This window comes from Pseudoduganella sp. R-34 (genome assembly GCF_049904655.1).
Taxonomy (GTDB): Bacteria; Pseudomonadota; Gammaproteobacteria; order Burkholderiales; family Burkholderiaceae_D; genus Rugamonas.
Genome location: NZ_CP184572.1, coordinates 2528356 through 2550475, shown reverse-complemented (window position 1 = coordinate 2550475; position 22120 = coordinate 2528356). Strand labels below are relative to the sequence as shown.

Here is a 22120-nt window from a genome sequence, read left to right as displayed (position 1 = left end):
ATCTTTAATGAGGGTTGAATCGGGCAAGGATACGCAAATCGGCGCCGACTTGCTTAACCTCGTGGAATTTCAGGCTGTGCTTGCCGCTGAGCTCAGTCAGCGCAGGCAGGGCGAACATGCCTTGCGCATCGCCCAGCAGGGTTGGCGCAAGGTAGACCAGCAGTTCGTCCACGCAGCCTTCGCGGATCATGGAGCCATTCAGTTTGCCGCCTGCTTCGACGTGCAGTTCGTTGATCTGCCGGCGGCCAAGCTCGCGCATCAGCTCCGGCAAGTCGACTTTGCCATGCGCGTTGGGCAGCACAATGATCTCGGCGCCTTGGTCGCGCAAGATTGCTTCCTTTTCCGGGTGATGGCCGGCGGCGACGATCCAGGTTCCGCCGCCTTGCAGCACGCGCGCTTGCGGGCTGATTTCCAGTTTGCTGTCGACCACGATGCGGCGCGGCTGGCGCGGCGTTTCGACTGCGCGCACATTCAGTTGCGGGTCGTCGGCTTTCACCGTGCCGATGCCGGTCAGGATGGCGCAGGCGCGGGCACGCCAGGCATGGCCGTCGCCGCGTGCCTCGGGACCGGTGATCCATTGGCTTTGGCCGTTGTGCAAGGCGGTCATGCCATCCAGGCTGGCAGCGGTCTTCATGCGCACCCACGGCAGGCCGTGGCGCATGCGGTGGAAGAAGCCAATGTTCATTTCATAGGCCTGGTCGGCCAGCAGGCCGCTGGCGACCTCGATCCCGGCGGCGGAGAGTCGCGCCATGCCATTTCCTGCAACCAGCGGATTAGGGTCTTCCATCGCCGCGACAACGCGGCCCAGTCCTTCGCGCACCAGCGCGTCGGCGCAGGGCGGCGTGCGGCCATGGTGACTGCACGGCTCCAGCGTGACGTAGGCGGTGGCGCCGCGCACGTCGTGGCCGCGGCGTTTGGCGTCTTTCAGGGCCTGCACTTCGGCGTGGTCCTGGCCGGCGGCTTGCGTCACGCCCTCACCGATCACGACGCCGTCGCGCACGATCACGCAGCCGATGCGCGGGTTCGGGGAAGTGGTGAACAGCCCTTTTTCTGCCCATTGCAGGGCCAGTCGCATGCCTTCGAGGTCGCTGTTGATATTCATATGCTTGCGCAGGTTGCCGGTTCCAGGGCGGGATCGCATAAGCGCGCCCTGCCCTGCATATTGATCTTGATATTGCGCTGCGCGCCGGCCAGTTCAAGCGTGATGGTGCCAAAGTTGGAGGCATTCGGGTGGGCGGCGCGGCAGCTGCGTCCTGCTGCATTATATGAAATATAGGCCGGGGCTGTGTTGTCGGTGAACCTGGCCCTTACCTGCAGGCGCTCGGGCGCGGCTCTGTGGCGGGACAGGATTGCCTCTCCTTCGTCCAGGCTGCGGTTGGCGTTGGCGTCGATGACAATCAGCCAACCTTGTTGCCAATTGCCGCTTTCTGCCAGCAGGGTGACCACGCGGCGGCGGGCGATGGCCTGGGCACGGGTGTCGTTGATTGCCGCCAGCAGGTCGGCCGAAGCGGTGCGCAGCTGGCGTCCGGCAAGCATATTGCTCAGGTTCGGCAGCGCGGTGGCAAACAGGATGGAGAGGATGGCAAGGACGATCATCAGCTCCAGCAGCGTAAAGCCGGGACGCCTTCCCGCTTGCTGGCGCGTCGCCCACTTCAGCGCCAGCAGCTGCGGGAAGGCCCGGTGGCGAGATGAAGCCCGCTGCTGGTGAGTATGAGGCGTTCGCATTGCGGGTCCCTGAATCGGCTGTCGACATTGGGCGTGCCGGGCGTGGCAACAAGCTGGATGCAGTCGCGGATTTGCTGGCCATCGCAGGCCTTGCCTTCAAGCTCGTAAGCGCTGGACCTGGCGTTCCGGCCCGACCACCACCGGAAGTCGCTCACGGTATTCGCCGAAAACGCGGCGTAGCTATTAAACCGCGTGAAGTGGCGCTCCTGCTGCTGCATCAGCTCTTGTAGTGCGGCCTGCGCTTCGCTGCGGCGCATGCGGATGACCGCTTCGCTCCAGACCGGTATCGCCACGGCCGAGAGAATGCCGATGATGATCAGGGTGGTCAGCATGCCGAGCAAGGTGCCGCCGGCGGATGGGCGCGCGGTCATTGTTCCTCCTCGCGGCTGGCGGCATCGTGCAGCGCCTGCCAATCCATGATTTCACGCCAGCTGTGGCGTCGCACCGGTACCGGGGGCGTGTAGCTGGCCTGCATCACGGTCTCGGCGCCGGGGCGCGTGCCGAAGCCGATTACCGTCACGCGGTAATAGTGGGACGGCGGCGCTCCGGCTGGCGTGTACCCGACGCGCTCCACGAGGTAGCGCGGGCGTCGAAATGGCAGCACGCCCTGCCCTGTCTCCATTGCGGCGCCGGTCAGCGCGCCGTATTCCGTACCTCCGATACCTGCAAGGTCAACGGTTTGCCAGGCGGGAGCCGCGCTCCCGGGCTGCGCCGGCGTGGCGGGCACGTCGAGCGGCTGGCCAAGGCCGGCATTGATATCGCGTTCTGCATCCATCAATCCATCCTCCGCAGACTGGAAGGCAAGCAGGCGGTCCCGTTCAGCGCGGGCGGCCTTCTCGCCCAGCATCGCCATTTGTGCGGCCGATGCGCCGATCGTCAGGGCGGCGAACAGCAACAGCATCGTTACCGGAAGAGTGACGCCACGCTGGTATTCATGCATGGTGCTCTCCTTAATGGTTGCGCAAGGCGACCGTCGCCGTGAACAGCCGGCGCGCGCGACGCTGCATCGGCTGCGGCAAACCGGCTTCGTCGATACGTGCGCCCGGGTCAAGGCCCGGCAGCAAATCGTAGCTGCCAAGCCGGCCGCCCGCACGCGAACCGCGCTCACCGTGCAGCAGCAAGGCAATGCGAACGCTGGTGACGCGGCGCCAATGAGGACGCAGCGCACGCTCGGATACGGGAAGCGCGGCATCGAGGGCATCGATGCCGCTGGCGGTCAGGTAAAGGTTGGGGATACTGTCGCGCGGGCTATCCGTATCGACGCCATATAGCACGTGGAAGGCATCCACCCCACGCACCACGGCGTCCGAGCCCCAACCGTTTTCCCCCTTGTATTTGCAGCGAAGTTCAGCAACGCCGTCTCCAGCTTGGGCAATGTAGAAAATGCTCCAGGCCCATTCGCCTGGGTCGGCCGGGAAACCGGCGCAATTGAGCATGGCGCCGCCGCCCTCCGCGCCGGCGATTGCTGCAGGTGCATAGCGAATGGCGAGTACGTCGCTGCCGTTGACAGCTGGCAGCGCTGGGCCGAGGCCGTCGGCGTTGGTTGCCACACTTGCGGCGTCGCGGCCTTCGATGGCCATGGGCGACGTTGGCGCGGCGGCGACCTCCGCGCCTGGCTCGCCGGGATAGCCCGCCTGCCGCAGGGATTGGCCGATGATTGCCAGTGCGAAGCGGCCACTATCGTCAATGCGGGTATTGGCGCCGTTATGCAGGAAGTCGCTATCGGACGCGTGCAGGAGGGAGGCGGCCGCCAACGCTACCAACAGGCTGAGCGCCATCGCGACGAGGACTTCGGCCATGGCCAGGCCATGCTGGCGTGCTGTCATTGCATGTCTCCTGCGGCTGGCGGATCAACCGGATCGTTTGGAGCCGGCTGGGCGGGCGCCGCTGGCGGTGGGCCGGGCAAGGGTGGCGGATCGGCCAGCGCGATGGGCAAAGCAACGCCTGGAACGGTGGCCAAACCGGCAGCAGCCCCATCTGGCCGCCGGAAGCGCCAGCCTATCTTGATGACGACGGGCGCATCGGCGCCACCGGAGCATGGCCATTGCAACTGGCCGCCCGGCGCCGTGTCGGCGTCGCGGCAGATGACGGCGCGGGCTTGCGGCAGCACAGCCGCAAGGTGACGGCGGAACTCTTCCAGCTCTTGCCGCGCCATGGCGCCGGAATCGCAGGGCGCGCCGGCACAGGAAGCCGGTGCGCCGGAAACGCCGCTGGCATCGCTGGCGTCGAATTCGAATCCCAGGTAAGCGGAGGACTGCGCGGCGTTCGCGCGGATGTGGTCAGCAAGCGTGGCGGCAGCCTGCAGGGCTTCGGTCTGCAGGCTCGACTCCTGTCGAGTGCGCATGGCGTGGGCCTGCATCGCCAGCGCGCCGACCAGGCCGACGGCGAGCAGCAGCACGGCAACCAACACTTCCACCATGGTGAACCCAGCAAATGGACGATGCATGGCACAGCCCTCCCCTGCTGATCAAATTAGTCAGCAGAGGACTCGCGGGTTTGAGAAATATCAAGCCTTGGGAGAGAGCTCTTGACCGTCACCAACTTCTTCGATCGCGTCCTGGAATTCGGCCAGGTCTTCGAAGTTCTTGTAGACGGATGCGAAGCGGATATACGCCACTTTGTCCAGGCGCTTGAGCTCGGCCATGACGAGTTCGCCGACGAAGACCGAATCGACTTCACGCTGGCCGCTGGTCAGCAGCTTTTCTTCGATCGAGGAAACCGCCTTGTCAACGGACTCGGCGGCAACAGGGCGCTTGCGCAAGGCCAGCATCAGGCTGGCGCGCAGCTTGTCGGCCGAATACTCGGTGCGGCTGCCGTTCTTCTTGACCACATAAGGCATGGTCAGTTCGATCCGCTCCCAGGTGGTGAAGCGCTTGTCGCAGTTCACGCAGCGCCGGCGCCGCTTGATGGCGTCCCCTTCCTCCGACACGCGGGTGTCGAGGACCTGGATATCATCGTGCTGGCAGAACGGGCATTTCATGGATTGAGCGTCTCTTATTATTGAATGAAAAAGCGCCGGACCTTACGATCCGGCGCCTCGATAGTACCAACCGCTTGCTTAGGCGTAAACAGGGAATTTGTCAGCCAGCACCTTCACAGCGGCTTTCACGCGCTCGATGGTTGCTGCATCGTGCGGGTTATCCAGCACGTCGGCGATCAGGTTGCCCACTTCTTCCGCTTCGGCTTCCTTGAAACCGCGGGTGGTGAAGGCTGGCGAACCCAGGCGGATGCCCGAAGTCACGAATGGCTTCTGCGGGTCGTTCGGGATGCCGTTCTTGTTGCAGGTCATGTGCGCCTGGCCCAGGATCGCTTCCGCTTCCTTGCCGGTCAGGTTCTTGGCGCGCAGGTCGACCAGGAACACGTGCGACTCGGTGCCGCCGGAAACGATGCGCAGGCCGCGCTTGATCAGGGTCTTGGCCAGCACGTCGGCGTTCTTCACCACTTGCTGCTGGTAGGCCTTGAATTCAGGGGACAGGGCTTCCTTGAAGGCCACTGCCTTGCCGGCGATCACGTGCATCAGCGGGCCGCCCTGGATGCCAGGGAAGATCGCGGAGTTGATGATCTTTTCGTGTTCGGCTTTCATCAGGATGATGCCGCCACGTGGGCCGCGCAGGGACTTGTGGGTGGTGGAGGTCACGAAGTCGGCGTGCGGAACCGGGTTCGGATACAGGCCAGCGGCGATCAGGCCGGCGTAGTGGGCCATGTCGACCATGAAGTAGGCGCCAACGGCCTTGGCGACTTTGGCGAAGCGCTCGAAGTCGATCTTCTTGGAGAAGGCGGACGCGCCGGCGATGATCAGCTTAGGCTTGTGTTCCTTGGCCAGGGCTTCCATTGCGTCGTAGTCGATGTCTTCTTCAGCGGTCAGGCCGTAGGAAACGACGTTGAACCATTTGCCGGACATGTTCAGCGCCATGCCGTGGGTCAGGTGGCCGCCTTCCGCCAGCGACATGCCCATGATGGTGTCGCCTGGTTTCAGGACAGCGAAGAACACGCCCTGGTTAGCCTGGGAACCGGAGTTAGGCTGCACGTTGGCTGCTTCGGCGCCGAACAGCTGCTTCACGCGGTCGATTGCCAGTTGCTCGACGACGTCCACGTACTCGCAGCCACCGTAGTAGCGCTTGCCAGGATAGCCTTCGGCGTATTTATTGGTGAGCTGCGAGCCCTGGGCTTCCATTACGGCTGGCGAGGTGTAGTTCTCAGAAGCGATCAGCTCGATGTGGTCGTGCTGGCGCTTGTTCTCGTTCTGGATAGCGGCAAACAGCTCCGCGTCAACGTTGGCGAGGGTGTGATCTTTTGCGAACATGAAATTACTCCAGTTTTTAAGGCAGATTGGATCGAATCGGGAGCCAAAAAGTGACAGGGCAGCCGAAACGCACGTTTCCATCGTGGCTGCCCAGGCGAACGGCTGTTTGAGATCTCACGTTCCCCGGTGGTTGCCCACCTCTCACCAGCAGCGCAAGCGCCAGCTAGTTTTTCGCCAGTTACGTGAGACAGTAATGGAGCCAAGATTGTAGATTAAGTGGCCAGATCCGGCAATCGTTTGGCCGGATTCGGCGGATTTCGGGGGTTATTCGGCCTAAAACCGGTAAACCGGTGCCTGACCCGCAGGGTCAGGCACCCTCTGCTCTACGGCGTGGGGCTTCGGCGCACAGGGGTCTGACCCTGCGGGTCTGACCCCGCCTTACCGGTTTGGCGTTAGAATCCCCCAAGTTAACATTGGGAGTTCGACCATGATCGTGTTAGTTACCGGCGCAACCGCTGGTTTTGGCGCCGCGATGGCGCGTGTTTTCGTGAAGAACGGCCACAAGGTCATCGCCGCCGGCCGCCGCGCCGAGCGCCTGGAAGCCCTGGCCGCCGAACTCGGCCCGAACCTGCTGCCGGTCAAGCTCGACGTCACCGACAAAGGCGCGATCCACGCAGCCCTGGCGTCCTTGCCCGCCGACTGGAAAGAAGTCGACGTCCTGATTAATAACGCCGGCCTCGCCCTCGGCATCAAAGGCGCCCACGAAGCCGACCTGGAAGACTGGGAAACCATGATTGCCACCAACTGCACCGGCCTGGTCACCATCACGCGTGCCCTGCTGCCAGGCATGGTCGAACGCGGCCGCGGCACCATCATCAACCTCGGCTCCGTCGCTGGCGCCTACCCTTATCCCGGCGGCAATGTGTACGGCGCCACCAAGGCCTTCGTCGAACAATTCACGCTGAACCTGCGCGCCGACCTGATCGGCACCGGTGTGCGCGCTACCAATATCGCCCCCGGCCTGTGCGGCGGCACCGAATTTTCTAACGTGCGCCTGAAAGACGACGCTGCCGCAGCCAAGGTTTACGAAGGCACCACCCCGCTGACCGCCGACGATATCGCCAACACGGCTTTCTGGATTGCAACATTGCCGCAACACATTAATGTAAATTCCATCGAATTGATGCCAACCTGCCAAGGATTCTCGCCATTCGCGATCAAACGCGGCTAAAATGCCGCCCCATATAAGGGAAAACCGTAAGCAATTGTTACGAGATTGTGCAAAATGCCTTGTCGCTGATTCATTTGGCGTAAAATGTTGCCGATTCTCACTTAGTAGCTCTTCTATCTATGTCGTCTGAGTTCACCTGGGATGTCCGTGTTTATTACGAAGACACGGACGCCGGCGGAATTGTCTATTACGCGAACTATTTGAAGTTCTTCGAGCGCGCACGCACTGAGTGGTTGCGCTCCCTCGGCGTTAACCAGGATATCCTCCTGCGTGAGCACGACGCCATGTTTGTTGTCAAAAATGTCAGCGCGGACTACCACGCGCCAGCGCGACTAGACGATGTAATAAAATTGACGCTTCGTATTGATAAACTGGGCCGCGCTTCGATCCAGTTTGTACAGGAGGCGTGGTGCGGCGACCGCCTCTTAAATACTGCCCACGTAAAAGTAGGCTGCGTCGACTCGGCCCTGCGCCCACGCGCCGTGCCTGATGCCGTTGCGGCCCGCATGCGCGCATAATAATTAGATTGAGAAACAATGAACGTCACCCAAGACCTTTCCTTCATCGCCCTCATCACCAACGCACACCTGATCGTTCAGTTGATCATGGCGCTGCTGCTTGCGGTTTCCGTTATCAGCTGGACCTATATCTTCAAGAAGCTGTTTGATGTGCGCGGTGCGCGCAATCAGACCATCGAATTCGAGAAAACCTTCTGGGCCGGCGGCAACCTGCACGCCCTGCATGCCAGCGCAGGCAGCAACCGCGCCAACAGCGGCGCACTGGCCCGCATCTTCGAGGCAGGCATGGGTGAATTCATCAAGGGCAAACAGGCTGCAGCTTCCAGCCGCGACATGAATATGGGCGACGTGCTGGACGGCGCGCGCCGCGCCATGCGCGCTGCTTTCCAGCGTGAGATGGATGCACTGGAAGCGCACCTGGCCTTCCTGGCTTCGGTCGGTTCCGTTTCCCCTTACATCGGCCTGCTCGGTACCGTGTGGGGCATCATGAACGCCTTCCGCGGCCTGGCCAACGTGCAGCAGGCGACGTTGTCGGCTGTGGCGCCCGGCATTGCCGAAGCGCTGATCGCCACTGCTATCGGCCTGTTCGCAGCTATTCCAGCCGTGGTGGCGTACAACCGCTTCTCGCACGATATTGACCGCCTGGCGATCCGCTTCGAGAGCTTCGTTGAAGAATTCTCGAACATCCTGCAGCGCCAGTCCCGTTGAAAGGCGAAACTGAAGATGGCTTCTTCCTTCTCCAGCAGCATGCGCGGCAGCCGCGGCGGCCGCAAGCTGAAGTCCGAGATCAACGTCGTGCCTTATATCGACGTGATGCTCTGCCTGCTGATCATCTTCATGGTGATGCCGACCTCGAACAACCCAAGCTCAATCGACCTGCCGAGCGCTGAAAAAGCATCACGCCCGCCGGACGCCTTTATCCAGGTGCAAGTGAAACCGAACGGCTCGCTGTCGATCGGCGTTGCCGGCAAGTCGGCCGAGGCGCCGGAAACCGAACCGAACCGCGATGCGCTGGTGCGCAAGCTGCGCACCCTGCACGAAAAATATCCCGAGTATCCGGTGCTGATCGCCGGCGACAAGGAAAGCAAGTACAACGATGTGATCCAATTGATTTCCGAAGCGAAGAAGATGGGGATTAACCGCGTTGGCTTGGCAACGAAGTAAGGCATGGCAATGACGATGGCAAATGCAGGCGGACCGTATCGCGTGCCGAAGCGGCACGGCGGCACGCGCGCGTTTGCGCTCGCGCTGGCGATGCACTGCGTGCTGTTTGCGTTCCTGTGGGTCGGTATTCGGTGGAACAACGACCCGGTCGGCGTCGACGCCGAAATCTGGGACATGACCACGCAGATGGCCGCACCTAAAGCGCCTGAACCGGAGCCGCAGCCTGAACCAGAGCCGCCTGCGCGCGAGCCTGAGCCGACGCCGCCTCCGCCACCGGAAGTGGTGAAGCCAGTGCAGCCTGATCCTGAGATCGCGCTGCAGAAGAAGAAAGAAAAAGAGAAGAAAGAGCTCGAACAGAAGATCGCCGAGCAAAAGAAAAAGCTCGAAGATGAGAAAAAGCGTCTGGCCGAGCAGCAGGACAAGCAAGACAAGCTGGATAAGCTGGAAAAAGAAAAAGCCAAAAAACTGGCGGAACTGAAAGAGAAGGAAAAAGCTGCCAAAGCCCGTGCTGCAGAAATGCAGCGCATCATGGGTTCGGCAGCTGCAGGCTCCACCGGAACGGCGGCACGTTCAACCGCGCCTAACCTGGACAAGGGCTATGTCGCAAAGCTGCGCACCAAGATCATGGGCCGCATCGACTATCCTGGCGCCAAGCAGGATATCGAGGCAAGGTTCATGGTCAGCCAGCTTCCTAGCGGCGAAGTCATGTCCGTGAAGAAAACGAAAAGCAGCGGTGTAGCTGCGTATGACACTGCGGTGGAGAATGCGATTTATAAGGCCTCGCCCCTGCCGAAACGCGATGACGGCACGGTGGCGCGCGAGCTTGAACTCGTGTTCAATTTGAAGGACGTACCTTGATGAACAAAGCTAAATTGATGTTCGTAGCGGCCGGCGCGGCGTTTGCGCTGTCGGCCCAGGCGCAACTGCGCGTCGAAATTTCCGGTGTCGGCAGCAACCAGATCCCGGTTGCCATCGGCCCATGCGCCAATGAAGCAGCGGCACCGGCCCAGATCTCGGAAATTATCAAGGCTGACCTGATCCGCAGCGGCATGTTCAAGGTCATCGACGTTACGCCGACCACTAACCTGATGCAGGTCGATGCCACCGGCTTGAAGTCGCTCGGCGTCGACGCACTGGCCGCTTGCGCCGTGCAGCCAGCCGGGAATGGTTCGTTCGAAGTGCAGTACCGCCTGATCTCCACCCTGGGCAAGGACCTGTCGGCCCTGAGAACACAGGTACCGAACCAGTATGGCCGCCTGGCAGCGCACAAGCTGGCGGACGACATCTATGAAAAGCTGACCGGCTTCAAGGGCGTGTTCTCGACCCGCATCGCCTACGTGGTCCAGCAAGGCCGCCAGTACCGCCTGGAAGTGGCTGACGCCGACGGCGAGAACGTGATCCCGGCCCTGACCTCGAGCGAACCAATCATCTCGCCATCGTGGTCGCCTGACGGCACCAAGGTCGCCTACGTTTCGTTCGAGCAGCGCAAACCGGTGGTCTACGTGCAGAATCTGACGACCCGCCAGCGCACCGTAGTGGCCAACGAAAAGGGCAACAACTCCGCGCCGGCCTGGTCGCCGGACGGCAAGCGCCTGGCGGTGGCGCTGTCCAAGCCCGGCAACACCCAGATCTTCATCGTCAACGCCGACGGCAGCGGCATGCGCCGCCTGACCAACGGCACCACCATCGACACCGAACCGCAATTCAGCGCCGATGGCCAGTCGATCTATTTCACCAGCGACCGCAGCGGCGGTCCGCAGATTTATCGCATGAGCGTCAACGGTGGCGAAGCACAGCGTTTGACGTTTGGCAGCTCGTACAATATCAGCCCGCGCATTTCCGCTGACGGCAAGACGCTGGCTTATATTTCGCGGCGCGATGGCGGCGCCTTCCAGCTGTTCGTATTGGACCTGGAATCCCGCCAAGAGCAACGCCTGTCCGATACCACAAGCGACGATTCGCCAAGCTTCGCTCCGAATGGCAAGTACATCCTGTACGCCACTCAGAACGGCGGCCGCCGCTCGCTGGCCGTGGCATCGACAGACGGCCGGGTTAAGCAACGCCTGAGTATTCAGGCGGGCAATATCAAGGAACCCACTTGGGGCCCTTTCATGAAGTGAAGAAGTAAAAGAAGTAAACGAGAAGTAGCACCTTTAACGACCAGGAGAAATAAAAATGCGTAACGTAAAACACGTAGCCTTCATCCTCAGCACTGCAGCCCTGCTGGCAGCTTGCTCCACCCCACAGCCAGAAACCAAGCCAGTAGCCGTGGAAGAAAAGCCAGTGGTTCAGCCACCTAAGGAAGAACCACGCGTGGTTCAGCCAGTGCAAGCACAAGTTGACGAACTGGACATCCCAGGCGGCAAGCTGGCCAACCGTTCCGTGTACTTCGACTTCGACAGCTACGTTGTTCGTGAAGACGGCAAAGAAGTGGTATCGAACCACGCTGCATACCTGGGCAAAAACCAGCGCACCATCCTGATCCAAGGCAACACCGACGAACGCGGCGGCTCCGAGTACAACCTGGCCCTGGGCCAGAAGCGTGCTGAAGCTGTGCGCAAGTCGATGGCAGCCCTGGGCGTGGCCGAGTCCCGCATGGAAGCCGTGTCCCTGGGCGAAGAAAAGCCTAAGGCTGAAGGCCACAACGAAGAAGCATGGTCGCAGAACCGCCGTGCTGACATCGTTTACAAAGCTAAGTAATTTTTTAGCTTAACAATGCCGCACTCGAGGGGCGGTGCGCAGTCTAGTCTGCGCACCGCCCCTAATTTTTTCGCAATAGAATGCGCAAAATCGAAAAACATATTCCCGCAATCTGCAGCATCGCGTTGCTGGCTGCTTGCTCCACCCCGCAGCAATTGGCAGCGTCAAAAGAGGTTGCGCAGGAAATTCAGGTGCCTCCCGAGCGCGTGATTTGTGGCCCGATGCCGCTCCCAGACACCGATATCGACGAACTGGATATCCCCGGGGGCTCCCTGGCCGAGCGGTCCGTACACTTCGACTTCGACAGCTACATTGTGGGCGAAGATGGGAAACAAGTGGCGCGGAACCACGCCGCGTACCTGGTCAAGAACAAGCGTACCGTCCTGATCCAGGGGAACACCGACGAACGCGGCGGCTCCGAGTACAACCTGGCCCTTGGTCAGAAGCGAGCCGAAGCTGTGCGCAAGACGATGGCCGCACTGGGCGTGCCAGAAGGCCGGATGGAAGCCGTCTCGCAGGGCGAGGAACAGCCCGCGGCTGAAGGCCACGACGAACAAGCATGGTCCAAGAATCGCCGTGCTGACATCGTCTACAAGGCGCGATAGGCCAACCGCCAGAGATGTCGCACAAGGGGCAGCGCGCAGTTTATACTGCGCCCTGCCCCATTTCTTTTTTTGTGCAAGGAAGAAAAAATGAAATTCACTAAGTCTGCCCTGATGGCAGCCCTGTTCGCTGCCACCCTGCCCCTGACCGCATCGGCCGGCCTGTTCGACGATGATGAAGCACGCAAGGCCATCATGGATCTCAAGTCCAAGGTCGCCAAGCTGGAAGCGGACCTGAAAAACCTGATCGACACCAAGACCGACAAGAACACCACGCTGGACATGATCTCGCAGCAGGACCAGCTCCGCGAAGAAGTTGCACGCCTGCGCGGCCAGACTGAAATTCTGCTGAACGAAATCCAGGTCGCGCAAAAGCGCCAGAAGGACTTCTACACCGACCTCGATGCCCGCATGAAGAAGCTGGAACCGCGCCAGGTAACCATCGACGGCCAGACCTCCTCGGTCAATATGGACGAACAGAACGCCTATGACAACGCGATGGCACAGTTCAAGGGCGGCGACTACAAAGGCGCGGCTGGCGCGCTGCAAGACTTCGTGAAGCGCTTCGGCGCCTCGGCCTACGCTTCGAACGCCCAATACTGGCTGGGTAACGCCTATTATGCCCAGGGCGACTGCAAAAACGCCATCACCGCTCAGCAAGTGGTCGTGAAGACCTGGCCGGATAGCCCGAAAGCCGCCGACGCCCTGCTGAACATCGCAAGCTGCCAAACCGAACTGAAGGCGGTCAACAATGCCAAAAAGACATTGCAGGAGCTGATCAAGAATTATCCAGGCACCCCAGCGGCCGCTACCGCCAAGGACCGCCTGAAATCCATCAAGTAAAAAGTGCAGGCGAGTATTTGACAGCTGGGCCGACCCAGCCTATAATCTCGCTTCTTCTTTCGACGGGTCGTTAGCTCAGTTGGTAGAGCAGCGGACTTTTAATCCGTTGGTCGCAGGTTCGAGCCCCGCACGGCCTACCATTCGAAATGAGAACCTTGGGTCGTTAGCTCAGTTGGTAGAGCAGCGGACTTTTAATCCGTTGGTCGCAGGTTCGAGCCCCGCACGGCCTACCAAGATACGCAGAGAAGCCCACGAATTTCGGTTTGTGGGCTTTTTTGTTTCTGGTCGCTCTCTGGTCCCCTCCTCGTCATTGCTGCACTTGCTCCTCACTAAAGAATTGCAGAGTACACTCATCCTTTCAATCGGTAATCGTCGCCAGATCAGATCATCAGAGGGCGGAACTAGGGGCAAATGATGGAGACCTTCAAATGCGAAAGCATCAACGAGCTTGCAAAGGCCTTTGAGGAATGTGGGCCAAACGCTTTATTCCGAGGGCAAACCAAAGAATACTTAAACACCGATTTAACGCCAAGCATCGTTACAAGCTTTAGCCGCCACGGCTGCATTCCCGAAAGAATGTTGAAGTGGACGCATTATTCGAAAGCGTTGCTGGAATCCTTCGTCAAGAACTTCGAGCAAACTTCAGACCTCGCGATTGATCAAGCTATTCTGCAACACTATGGCTGGAGGTCTTTCTTCATCGATGCTACATCTAGCCCTGCTGTAGCTTCATGGTTTGCTGCAAATCGGTACAACTCACAACAAGCGATCGAACTCAGCGAAGACTGCGACGAACTCCCTCTTTACAAAATTCGTGATTACGCAAAATATGAACCCCACCCTGGAAAGGGAGTCGTATACGCGATCAGCCGCAAAAGCTTGCGCCGTAATTCGATAAACGCCGTAGACCTAGTTGAGATTACGACGGCTCAGGGGACCCCACGATTTTTGGTACAAGACGCCTTCATGGTGGGCCGCTGGAGTCACTTCCGCCCGACTGTCTTGTCGCAAAAATTGTTGCGCCAGCCGACATACTTGCGAAATTCGCGTCCAATGCGATTCCAGATATTTCAACTGAATATTTATTTCCTAACACAAAGAATGACCCCGTCTTAGCAGCGCTGTTGGCAATACCATGGGTTAAGTTAAAGCAAGGCGAAGAGTTTCCAATTGACTTTTTTGCCAGAGGACTTCCCCTTCCTGAATATTATGAGAACTTCGTAAAAATATCTCATCCACGAACTGCGTATTATCGACGCCATTGGCTATCGCAATTTTGGCAAGATGATGGGAAAATCCATACGTATCTTACGAACGAGATGATCTATCATGGCACAGCGCCTCGGGAAAATTTCCTGCCCCATGTATACGACTTAGTTTGCCAGCAAAAACACATCGCACTTGAGTTTGATGGGCTTGCTTATCATCCGGCATTTGCGCCCTGCTCTTATACCAAAGGCATTTATTTGAAACTGGAAAATGATAAGACAGTATTTCTAACTGAGATAATCGTTCATCAAGAAGGTAGCCTACCAAAAGAAATGGGAATACCAAGGGGAATCTCAAGCAATACCCCACCGCCAGCCTCACCCATTGGGTTGCGCCCACCTGGGCGCCGACTCGAGCCACGGATTCGAACTCAGTGAAGCCAGCGCTGAGCGGAGAACAACGTCCGTTTTGACGCCAGTCAATGAAGTTCGTTGGGCGGACGACTTGCATTCCTTCTGCCGTATAATTCCCAAATCATGTCTGCCTCCCCCCTCCCGACCGAGTCCGAGTTCGCAACGGCTGAAGAAGCCGAAGCCTACGATATTTGGTTTCGGACAAAAGTACAGAAGTCGCTTGACGATCGGTGTCTCCCCGCCCCCCACGAAGAAGTAATGGCTGCACTCCGCAAGATTATCGAAGCGAAGCGTGACATCAATGCTTCCGATTCAATGGCGAGCTGAAGCGCAAGCCGATCTGGCGACGATTCTTGCCTACATTGCAGAGCGCAACCTGCAAGCCGCAACTGATCTGTACAACAAAATCGATCGCGCTGTTTCGCAGCTCCCGCTACACCCATACATATACCGATTGGGACGCGTAGCCGACACCCACGAAATGGTTGTTCACCCAAACTACCTTGTCGTTTATCGTGTTAGCGCGACTGCAATAGAAATTCTTGCCGTAGTCCATACCCGACAACAGTTTCCTTAATGATCCCGGACACCAACGGATTAAGAGTTCTTGAAGCGGCAAGCGATCTTGTGACTTTTTGCGCAATTTGCAATGCGGCCATTCTGATAACATGCCCGCCCACTGCCGAATTGCCGGGACCACATCGGAAACTCATGAAAAAAACATTCGCACTTGTCGCTGCAACCGGCGCCGTGTTCGCGGCACTGGCCGCTGGCATCTACAGCTATTCGACCGCCGGCCAGCCCGCTTCAGACACCAAGGCGGTCCAGCCGTCGGTGACGGCCAACGCAAAACCTGCAAGCACTCCTGCCGGGCCTGTGACAGTGATTGGCACCTACTTCAGCATGGAATACAGCGACACCGACGAGCCCCACGCCAATTCCGGCTATAGCCTGGATCTGTACAAGCAAGGCAATGTCGTCTTTGGCGCCATTGGTATCGCCGACGGTTCATTGGAACCATCGCAAGCGTCCATCTATGACGTTATCTACAATGAAGAACAAAAGACCATCTCGTTCAAGGCAAAGTATTCGGACGGCTCCGAATTTGTGGGCGACAAGGAGCGCGAGGCACGCGTCCAGCTAACGTTCTCGGGCAAGATCGACAAAGATCAAATCAAGGGCACCGTGACGAAACTGGATGCGTACACGCACGAACCGCGCGAGGAACCAGAATTGGCCGTCATACCAAAGTCGGACGGAGAGCCCGACGTTCCCACAAGTTTTGATGAATGGGACAAGTCCCACAGCCACCCAATACCGAAGTGGTAAATAACGTCTCTGGCCGGCAGGGTTAATTCTTATAACCGCTTGCCTCCAGGATGGCAGCAGGATCTTCGAGTTCAACAAGTTTTCGGATCGCCGCCTGCTTGTCGGAGGCGCGGTTCACATAAGCTTCGGCAATGCGCATGCCGATCCAATAGCCCGCCTCGCTCGGCCAGCCTTCCGGAGCGCTGCCGTAGTTGGCAAACCAACGCTTGAATCGTGGGCTGGCGCCAGGTTTGCGCAAGCTCTCACTGTCGGACTGCATAAACTGGCGATCGTGCTTGAACTCTTCCCACAACCACGACTCGCGCTGGCGTGCCCACGCATCGCGCTCGGGTTCGGGTATTTCGCCGGTGACCAAATTTGCGAGGTAATCGGCAACGCCCTCCCTCAAGGCTTGGCTTAACAGTGGATCGGCGAGGGCCTGCGGTGTTTCCGCCTCCTGCCAGGTGTGGACTGTTTCGTGCGCGAAGAAGCCGCGCATCCTGGTACGGAACTGTTCGGGGGTTGTGCCCGGCGGGCAGGTCACCTCGAGGCCAATTACCTGCGTGTCCGAACTGGCTGTTCCTCCTGAATTCAACGCGCCGAACACGACCTCGATTGCAGGAAGCGGGCGCTCGGGAAGCAAGCCTGAAAAGGCGAGGTAGATCGCTCTAAGGTCGCTTCGCAACGCTGGAAGGCGTGGCAGGCATTCCCTGATGGCATAGCGATAGGTGTCAGGTTTGGACGCAACGTTGCGCGCCAGGCGCTCGGCGTTGACAATGCGCATTGGGGTGAAAATCTTGACGCCTGGGCCGGCGCGATCCAGGTATTCACGTTGCAGGACTTCGGCCGTCGGCACGGCATTGTCCTTCATCAGGTTTGCAAAGCGGCGGGCATCGTCCGTGCCAATATCGACGGTGAGCGGGTTGACAGCTGCGGCAAATACCACGCTGCTCCATAGCGCGGCAACTGGAATAAGAAAATGTCTGATCATCTTTGAGGCAGGTGCGGGTAATGAGGGAATCCAGGCCGCAAGATAACACTTTATCGAATTGAAAAGAAGTTTTAGCAATATCGATTTCGATATCATGCGATGACATTTTCATCATCAGGCTTTTCAGCGGCCCCGGGTAATCGATATGTCACAAGCCCTCTTTACCTTTGTGCGTTTTCAACTAACGCACGGTAACCAACATGCAAAAGCCTTCCTCGCGTCGCAACCTCCTGGCCCTGGGCATTACGCTCGGCCTGAGCGCCTGCGGCGGCGCCTCCTCCGACGAACCGCTGGTGATCCCGGCGGCGCCAGCCGACCAGGACGCGGCGGAAGTGGTGCCGCTTCCCACCGTGACCGCTTTTGTCGACACCATCGCCACTAACCAGCGCGGCGACGCCCGCTATGCCACGCTATCCACCAATGCCGGCGTACGCGTTCTGGGTGGCTTTCTCGATGTATGGAAACCGCTGACCGAAATAGTCGATGCGGGCGTCAGCGCGCCCGCTGTTGATGGCTTCCCGGCGGTGGTCCCTTCAACCTGGAGCGGCGTAACTAACGATGGCACGCCGGACGGCAAGGTGGTCAACGCTGCTGTGCACCAGGCCAATATCGATTATGTCGTCAAAGCCACCGCAAGCCGCAGCGCGGTGCAAGTGGTGCAGGCCTACTTGGATGACCGCCGCGGCAAAGGCTACAGCGTCACCGACGGCATGGGCCCACTGACCGACGCCTGGCGCAGCGCGGCGCAGCAAGTCACCAGCATTACCACCGTCGCCAGCGACGCCACCAGCAAGCTGTATAACGATACCGGCAATAACACCGGCGTTGCCGGCAGCGCCAATGAACGTTTCGGCAGCGTGGTCGACCTTGTCAACCTGGTCGGCAACAACGCTTCCACCGAACCGGCCAAGCGTTTCTACAAATACGCCCGCCCCTACCGCTGGAGCAGCAGCGTGCAGGTGCTGCCGACACTGGTGCCGGCCAAGAGCAGCACTCCGACTACCGACGGCGGTTTCACCAGCGGCCACTCAGCCGAAGCCGTGCGCGACGCTGTCGCCATGGCGTATGCGGTGCCGGAGCGCTTCCAGGAAATGCTTAGCCGCGGCCTCGAGCTGGGTGAATCGCGCATCCTGGCCGGCATGCATTCGCCGCTGGATGTCTTGAGCGGCCGTATCCTCGGCCAGGCCAGCGCCGCGGCGAATCTGGCGGACCCTGCGAACATGGCCAGGAAAGCCGCTGCCGTCACCCAGGCGCACGCCACACTGATGGCGGCTACCGGCACCAACGCCGATACCTTTGCCACGTTCGCGCAATCGGGCACGCTCGCCGACGACCGGTTTGCCGACTATGCGACCAACAAGGCCAACTACCTGCGCCGGCTCACGTATGGCTTCACGCCTGTCTCCGCGACCAATGCCATCGCCGCTGTACCGAAAGGCGCCGAAGTGTTGCTGGAGACGCGCCAGCCTTACCTGAGCGATGCGCAGCGCCGCGTCGTGCTCAAAACCACCGCCCTGCCATCCGGCTACCCAGTGATGGATGATGCGGAGGGATGGGGCCGAATCAACCTGTTTGCCGCAGCCGACGGCTACGGGGCGTTCAGCGGCAACGTCGTCATCGTGATGGATGCCAGCAAAGGTGGCTTCAACGCGGCAGATCGTTGGCGTAACGACATCAGTGGCAACGGCAAACTGGTCAAGCAAGGCACAGGCACGCTGAAACTGGCCGGGGCAAATACCTGGAGTGGCGGTACCGAGCTGACCGCAGGAACCCTGCAAGGCGACTCCGCCTCTGCATTCGGCACAGGCGACATGTACGTACGCGGTGGAACCCTGGTGGCTAACGCCCAGACTGCGCTGAAACTGGCCGGCAACTACACCCAGTTAAGCGGCAGCACCACCCTGGAGCTGGATCTTGGCGCCGCTTCAGGCAGCCAGGGCAGCCTGGCCGTGGCATCTACCGCCACCATCGCCGGCGGAACGCTGCACGTGAAGTTCGCCAACGGCTACAAGCCTAAAGCCGGCGATGTCCTGACGCTCATCACGGCCGCCAGCCTGAAGGGAAAGTTCGCCACCATTACGGTGGATGGCTTTGCCAACGTCACGCCAAATTACAGTGCCGCTACCTTGACGCTCACCATTGGCAGCTAAGCAGTTGGCAGGAATCGGGTAACATCGCCGGCATGCTCCTACAATGCTGGCATCTTCGCCCGACCGCTCAATTGCGCCCGTTTATCGACCGCTACTGGGGCTGGGAGGGCGATTCTCCCCTTCCGCCCCGGCTTCCGCCCGGTACCGGTTCCGAGTGCATATTTCATTACAGCTCGCCTTATCTCTTGGACGGCAAAGAGTCGCCACGGGCGGTCCTGCTTTGCCTGCGCACGCGCGCCATCGCCATCGAAGCAAATGGGGCTTTCGGGTTCGTCGCAGTGCGCTTTCGTGGAGGCAGCCTGCGGCATTTTTGCGCGGCCTCGCTGTCCCGTTTGCATGACGAGGCCTGGCCGGCCCAAGCGGTCTGGGAAGATGGTGCTGAGCGCCTGTCCGACCAGTTGGCGCAGGCCGACGGCCCAGCCGCGCGCGCCGCTGCGCTCGACCAGTTCTTCCTGGCGCGCCTGGGTAAGCATGAAGACCGCAGCGGGCACGGGCTGGACTCCCTGCTCGATAAGCTCTATTACGCGCCGGGCACCAGCATTGATGCCCTGGCCGAACTATCGGGCTGGACCCGCCGCCACTTCCAGCGCAAGTTCACCGATGCCTATGGCCTCGGCCCCAAGCAGTTTGCCCGCGTCGCCCGCCTGGGTCATACGATGCGCATGCTGGCGCTCACCCCCTCCCTGCCTGCGCTCGATGCAGCATTGCGCATGGGCTATTTCGACCAGTCGCACTTTATCCACGAGACGCGCGCACTGACCGGCAGCACTCCGCAGGCAATCATCACAGGCCTGCGCGAAAAGTCCCATTTCTACAATCCGCCATCGCGGCCGGTTGCGTAGACTCGCGATTCCATTCATTCACCGGAGCCGCCATGTACCTGCTTGCCACACTCGACGTCCATCCCCAATTCCAACAGGAGCTGCTTGCCGCACTCGATCAATTGGTGGCACATTCACGTACCGAGCCCGGTACGCTGCAATATGAAGTGCTCACGGATCTGGAAAACGAGAACCGCATCATCGTGTTCGAACACTATGCCGATGCAGCAGCCTTGCAGGCGCACATGGAAAGCGCCCCCTTGCAGGCATTGGTCGCCAGGTTCGCCACCTACCTTGGTGCGCCGCCGTCACTGGTGCGCATGGGCCGGCGCAATGGCTTCCTGCGAGAGTTCTCGCTCTCCTAAGGCTGCGGGCCAAGGTATTGCTTCACCAGTGCGTCATAAGTGCCGTTGGCATGGAGGTTTTTCAGGCCGGTATTGAATGCATCGCGTACACGTACGTCGCGAAAGACAGCCCTGCGCGGGCTTTCCGGGAAGATCCGGTGGAAGGTCACAGGCTGCCTGGCATCGATTCGCGGCTCCAGCTTTTCCGAGAAGTAGCGGAAGATCATGCGGTCGCCCACCACGACGTCTACCCGGCCTGTGAAAAGAAGCTTGTTCTGCGTGATCTGGGCCGGCACTTCCCTGTAATCTGAATGGCCGCTGACAACAAGGCTGAAGCGGTCGCCCAGCACCATGCTCGCATTCTGGAAAGCTGCCACTGAATAATTGGCCAGGTCTTCAATCTGCTGGATCTTCAGGTTGCGGCGGGTGAGCGTGGTGGCGACGTTCTGGTAGACGATGTAGTTGTCCGTGAAGTAGTCCTGGCCGCCAATCCCTTCGCTGATGGACAGCAGGCCATCGAGCTGGCCGGCGCGCAGCATCGCCAGCGCCCGGGTCTGCGGAAGCATATGTCCAACCAGCTTATAGCCGCCGGACGCCAAAGCTTGTCTGGCGATGTCGTAGTCCAGGCCTGCAATGCCTGACTCCATCACATAAGGCGGCTTGGGCAAACCCATGCCGACGTGGACCTCCGGCATGACCGGCTCAGCCGCGCTCGCGGCGCAGCCTATGGCCAAGGCTAGCCAAAGCCACTTTCGCGCCAGGACTCCCAGTGCATGCCAACGCCACATTCAGCCTCCAGCTACAGCTGCGCTTCTTACACGATATACCAGGCGTGGCCGAATGCCTAGTTGCCTCGTACTGAGGCGCCTATAATTGCGCCTTTCTCAATATTCCAGGAAAGATGTTAAGAGCGATGCGAATCAGCCACTTCTTGATCATTTGTGCGGCAATGGCGCCGAGCCTCGTCTTGGCAGGTCCTGCGTGTCCGGACCAAAACGCCTGCATTGCAGGTGTGCTGGCAAGCGCCAGGGCGGGCGAACATGCGAATGAGCTTGCGCAAATGACGCACTTGACCTCCCTGGCCCCCAACTGGCAAGACACACAGAGCAGGCAGAAGACCCGGCCGGGAATTGGCTCCGAAGCGACAGGCATTGACTCTCCTGCTACCGCACTGACCGCGGTTCTGCAAAATGCGAACAAGGACTACGATCAGTTGCCGGCGTACCGCCGCGCCCTCACCCTGCAGTACTTGCAGCTAAAGCAGTACCAGGCCGCCGAGAGCGAAGCGAAGGAAGCCATCCGCCATCAACCGTCTTACGCGCCGTTCTGGTCGGACCTGGCTGCCGTTTTCATGGGCAAGGGACAGAAAGACGATGCGGTCGCGGCACTGCTGGTCGCATATAACTGGGCAAGCAACCCGACCGTCATGCGCGATGCATACCTGAAGGCTGCACAGGCAAGTGATTCGGCAACCGTTTTCAATGAAGCCGTCTCGCTGATCGACCAGAACGCGGCCAAGCTGGCCCAGGTTGAAGCGGCTTTTCCTGAGCTGATCACCGGCGCCAGGGATCCTGCAACGGGCAAGAAAGTGGCACGCCCGAGCATCGCCAGCTTTAACCGGCCAACCTGGCCCCACGCCTCATTGCGCTACGAAGAGACTGGTTCCGTCAGGCTCGCATTCCTGGTTGATGAAGAAGGAAATGTAAAGCGCGCCAGGAAGCTCAAATCGAGCGGTTACAGCGAGCTTGATAACGCAGCGCTACTGGCGGTGGCCGCCAGCAAATTCACACCAGCCGAGCAGGACGGCAAGCGCGTCGCTTCATGGCTGGTGATGGAGTATGTCTGGTCGCTCGAGTAA

The 22120-nt window shown here is 59.9% G+C and carries 28 protein-coding genes, 2 tRNA genes and 1 riboswitch; of the genes, 20 read left to right on the top strand and 10 right to left on the bottom strand.

Annotated elements, in window-relative coordinates:
• Positions 1-4 precede the first annotated feature (4 nt).
• From ribD to glyA, 8 genes are all read right to left on the bottom strand, one after another.
• A complete protein-coding gene (gene ribD, locus ACN9MW_RS11735; protein ID WP_426172175.1) occupies positions 5-1102 on the bottom strand; it encodes a bifunctional diaminohydroxyphosphoribosylaminopyrimidine deaminase/5-amino-6-(5-phosphoribosylamino)uracil reductase RibD in 1098 nt (365 codons plus the stop codon).
• Positions 1099-1725 carry a GspH/FimT family pseudopilin gene (locus ACN9MW_RS11730; RefSeq protein ID WP_426170887.1) on the bottom strand — a complete coding sequence of 209 codons (627 nt, stop codon included), beginning with the start codon at positions 1723-1725 and terminating at the stop codon, positions 1099-1101. The genes ribD and ACN9MW_RS11730 overlap by 4 nt, the downstream gene beginning before the upstream one ends.
• A complete protein-coding gene (locus ACN9MW_RS11725) occupies positions 1653-2096 on the bottom strand; it encodes a type IV pilin protein (RefSeq protein WP_426170885.1) in 444 nt (147 codons plus the stop codon). Before ACN9MW_RS11725 ends, ACN9MW_RS11730 begins: the two co-directional genes overlap by 73 nt.
• The gene (locus ACN9MW_RS11720; protein ID WP_426170884.1) at positions 2093-2665 is read right to left on the bottom strand and encodes a pilus assembly PilX family protein; all 573 of its coding nucleotides are present in this window, start codon (positions 2663-2665) and stop codon (positions 2093-2095) included. The genes ACN9MW_RS11725 and ACN9MW_RS11720 overlap by 4 nt, the downstream gene beginning before the upstream one ends.
• Before the next feature lie 10 nt (positions 2666-2675).
• Complete coding sequence (locus ACN9MW_RS11715) at positions 2676-3551, bottom strand: PilW family protein (RefSeq protein ID WP_426170883.1); 876 nt, start codon at positions 3549-3551, stop codon at positions 2676-2678.
• On the bottom strand, positions 3548-4171 hold the full coding sequence (gene pilV, locus ACN9MW_RS11710; RefSeq protein ID WP_426170881.1) for a type IV pilus modification protein PilV: 624 nt from the start codon (positions 4169-4171) through the stop codon (positions 3548-3550). Before pilV ends, ACN9MW_RS11715 begins: the two co-directional genes overlap by 4 nt.
• Before the next feature lie 60 nt (positions 4172-4231).
• Complete coding sequence (nrdR, locus tag ACN9MW_RS11705) at positions 4232-4705, bottom strand: transcriptional regulator NrdR (RefSeq protein WP_090443505.1); 474 nt, start codon at positions 4703-4705, stop codon at positions 4232-4234.
• 78 nt (positions 4706-4783) lie between these two features.
• Positions 4784-6028, bottom strand: a complete 1245-nt coding sequence (glyA, locus tag ACN9MW_RS11700; protein WP_426170880.1) for a serine hydroxymethyltransferase — start codon at positions 6026-6028, stop codon at positions 4784-4786.
• 81 nt (positions 6029-6109) lie between these two features.
• Positions 6110-6220, bottom strand: a riboswitch (ZMP/ZTP riboswitch).
• Between the two features lie 235 nt (positions 6221-6455).
• Between glyA and ACN9MW_RS11695 the strand changes: the two genes are divergently transcribed.
• The 16 genes from ACN9MW_RS11695 to ACN9MW_RS11620 all read left to right on the top strand — a co-directional run bounded on the left by ACN9MW_RS11695 (position 6456) and on the right by ACN9MW_RS11620 (position 15977).
• The gene (locus ACN9MW_RS11695) at positions 6456-7199 is read left to right on the top strand and encodes an SDR family NAD(P)-dependent oxidoreductase (protein ID WP_426170879.1); all 744 of its coding nucleotides are present in this window, start codon (positions 6456-6458) and stop codon (positions 7197-7199) included.
• A 119-nt stretch (positions 7200-7318) separates the two neighbouring features.
• Positions 7319-7717 carry a tol-pal system-associated acyl-CoA thioesterase gene (ybgC, locus tag ACN9MW_RS11690; RefSeq protein WP_426170877.1) on the top strand — a complete coding sequence of 133 codons (399 nt, stop codon included), beginning with the start codon at positions 7319-7321 and terminating at the stop codon, positions 7715-7717.
• Positions 7718-7735: 18 nt separating this feature from the next.
• On the top strand, positions 7736-8425 hold the full coding sequence (gene tolQ / locus ACN9MW_RS11685) for a protein TolQ (RefSeq protein ID WP_426170875.1): 690 nt from the start codon (positions 7736-7738) through the stop codon (positions 8423-8425).
• A gap of 15 nt (positions 8426-8440) precedes the next feature.
• Positions 8441-8881 carry a biopolymer transporter ExbD gene (locus ACN9MW_RS11680; RefSeq protein WP_426170874.1) on the top strand — a complete coding sequence of 147 codons (441 nt, stop codon included), beginning with the start codon at positions 8441-8443 and terminating at the stop codon, positions 8879-8881.
• Between the two features lie 3 nt (positions 8882-8884).
• The gene (locus ACN9MW_RS11675; RefSeq protein WP_426170872.1) at positions 8885-9739 is read left to right on the top strand and encodes an energy transducer TonB; all 855 of its coding nucleotides are present in this window, start codon (positions 8885-8887) and stop codon (positions 9737-9739) included.
• A complete protein-coding gene (gene tolB / locus ACN9MW_RS11670) occupies positions 9739-11001 on the top strand; it encodes a Tol-Pal system beta propeller repeat protein TolB (RefSeq protein ID WP_426170870.1) in 1263 nt (420 codons plus the stop codon). Before ACN9MW_RS11675 ends, tolB begins: the two co-directional genes overlap by 1 nt.
• 55 nt (positions 11002-11056) lie before the next feature.
• Positions 11057-11581, top strand: coding sequence for a peptidoglycan-associated lipoprotein Pal (pal, locus tag ACN9MW_RS11665; RefSeq protein WP_426170869.1), 525 nt, complete (start codon positions 11057-11059; stop codon positions 11579-11581).
• An 80-nt stretch (positions 11582-11661) separates the two neighbouring features.
• A complete protein-coding gene (locus ACN9MW_RS11660) occupies positions 11662-12186 on the top strand; it encodes an OmpA family protein (protein WP_426170867.1) in 525 nt (174 codons plus the stop codon).
• Between the two features lie 87 nt (positions 12187-12273).
• Complete coding sequence (gene ybgF, locus ACN9MW_RS11655; RefSeq protein WP_426170865.1) at positions 12274-13026, top strand: tol-pal system protein YbgF; 753 nt, start codon at positions 12274-12276, stop codon at positions 13024-13026.
• Positions 13027-13090: 64 nt separating this feature from the next.
• A tRNA-Lys gene (locus ACN9MW_RS11650) sits at positions 13091-13166 on the top strand.
• Between the two features lie 17 nt (positions 13167-13183).
• Positions 13184-13259, top strand: a tRNA-Lys gene (locus ACN9MW_RS11645).
• Between the two features lie 178 nt (positions 13260-13437).
• On the top strand, positions 13438-14142 hold the full coding sequence (locus ACN9MW_RS11640) for an FRG domain-containing protein (RefSeq protein WP_426170863.1): 705 nt from the start codon (positions 13438-13440) through the stop codon (positions 14140-14142).
• An 8-nt stretch (positions 14143-14150) separates the two neighbouring features.
• Positions 14151-14672: a hypothetical protein gene (locus ACN9MW_RS11635; RefSeq protein WP_426170861.1), complete on the top strand. Its 522-nt coding sequence runs from the start codon at positions 14151-14153 to the stop codon at positions 14670-14672.
• 99 nt (positions 14673-14771) lie between these two features.
• Entirely contained in the window at positions 14772-14975 is a 204-nt protein-coding gene (locus tag ACN9MW_RS11630) for a stability determinant (protein ID WP_426170860.1), read from the top strand.
• Positions 14950-15225, top strand: a complete 276-nt coding sequence (locus ACN9MW_RS11625; protein ID WP_426170858.1) for a type II toxin-antitoxin system RelE/ParE family toxin — start codon at positions 14950-14952, stop codon at positions 15223-15225. Before ACN9MW_RS11630 ends, ACN9MW_RS11625 begins: the two co-directional genes overlap by 26 nt.
• Before the next feature lie 134 nt (positions 15226-15359).
• Complete coding sequence (locus ACN9MW_RS11620) at positions 15360-15977, top strand: hypothetical protein (protein ID WP_426170857.1); 618 nt, start codon at positions 15360-15362, stop codon at positions 15975-15977.
• A 22-nt stretch (positions 15978-15999) separates the two neighbouring features.
• Here the strand turns inward: ACN9MW_RS11620 and ACN9MW_RS11615 are convergent, their stop codons facing one another.
• A complete protein-coding gene (locus ACN9MW_RS11615; protein WP_426170855.1) occupies positions 16000-17043 on the bottom strand; it encodes a hypothetical protein in 1044 nt (347 codons plus the stop codon).
• Positions 17044-17147: 104 nt separating this feature from the next.
• Here ACN9MW_RS11615 and ACN9MW_RS11610 point away from each other — a divergent pair, with 104 nt between their 5' ends.
• Genes ACN9MW_RS11610 through ACN9MW_RS11600 form a run of 3 tightly spaced genes read left to right on the top strand, consistent with a single transcriptional unit; the run spans position 17148 to position 20283 of the window.
• Positions 17148-19097: a phosphatase PAP2 family protein gene (locus tag ACN9MW_RS11610; protein ID WP_426170853.1), complete on the top strand. Its 1950-nt coding sequence runs from the start codon at positions 17148-17150 to the stop codon at positions 19095-19097.
• Between the two features lie 32 nt (positions 19098-19129).
• Entirely contained in the window at positions 19130-19939 is an 810-nt protein-coding gene (locus tag ACN9MW_RS11605; protein WP_426170851.1) for a helix-turn-helix domain-containing protein, read from the top strand.
• Positions 19940-19971: 32 nt separating this feature from the next.
• Positions 19972-20283, top strand: coding sequence for a putative quinol monooxygenase (locus ACN9MW_RS11600; RefSeq protein ID WP_426170850.1), 312 nt, complete (start codon positions 19972-19974; stop codon positions 20281-20283).
• On the opposite strand, the gene ACN9MW_RS11595 is transcribed toward ACN9MW_RS11600, so the two are convergent.
• Entirely contained in the window at positions 20280-20957 is a 678-nt protein-coding gene (locus tag ACN9MW_RS11595; RefSeq protein WP_426170848.1) for a substrate-binding periplasmic protein, read from the bottom strand. The genes ACN9MW_RS11600 and ACN9MW_RS11595 overlap by 4 nt on opposite strands.
• Before the next feature lie 365 nt (positions 20958-21322).
• On the opposite strand from ACN9MW_RS11595, the gene ACN9MW_RS11590 reads away from it, so the two are divergent.
• Complete coding sequence (locus ACN9MW_RS11590; protein ID WP_426170847.1) at positions 21323-22120, top strand: TonB family protein; 798 nt, start codon at positions 21323-21325, stop codon at positions 22118-22120.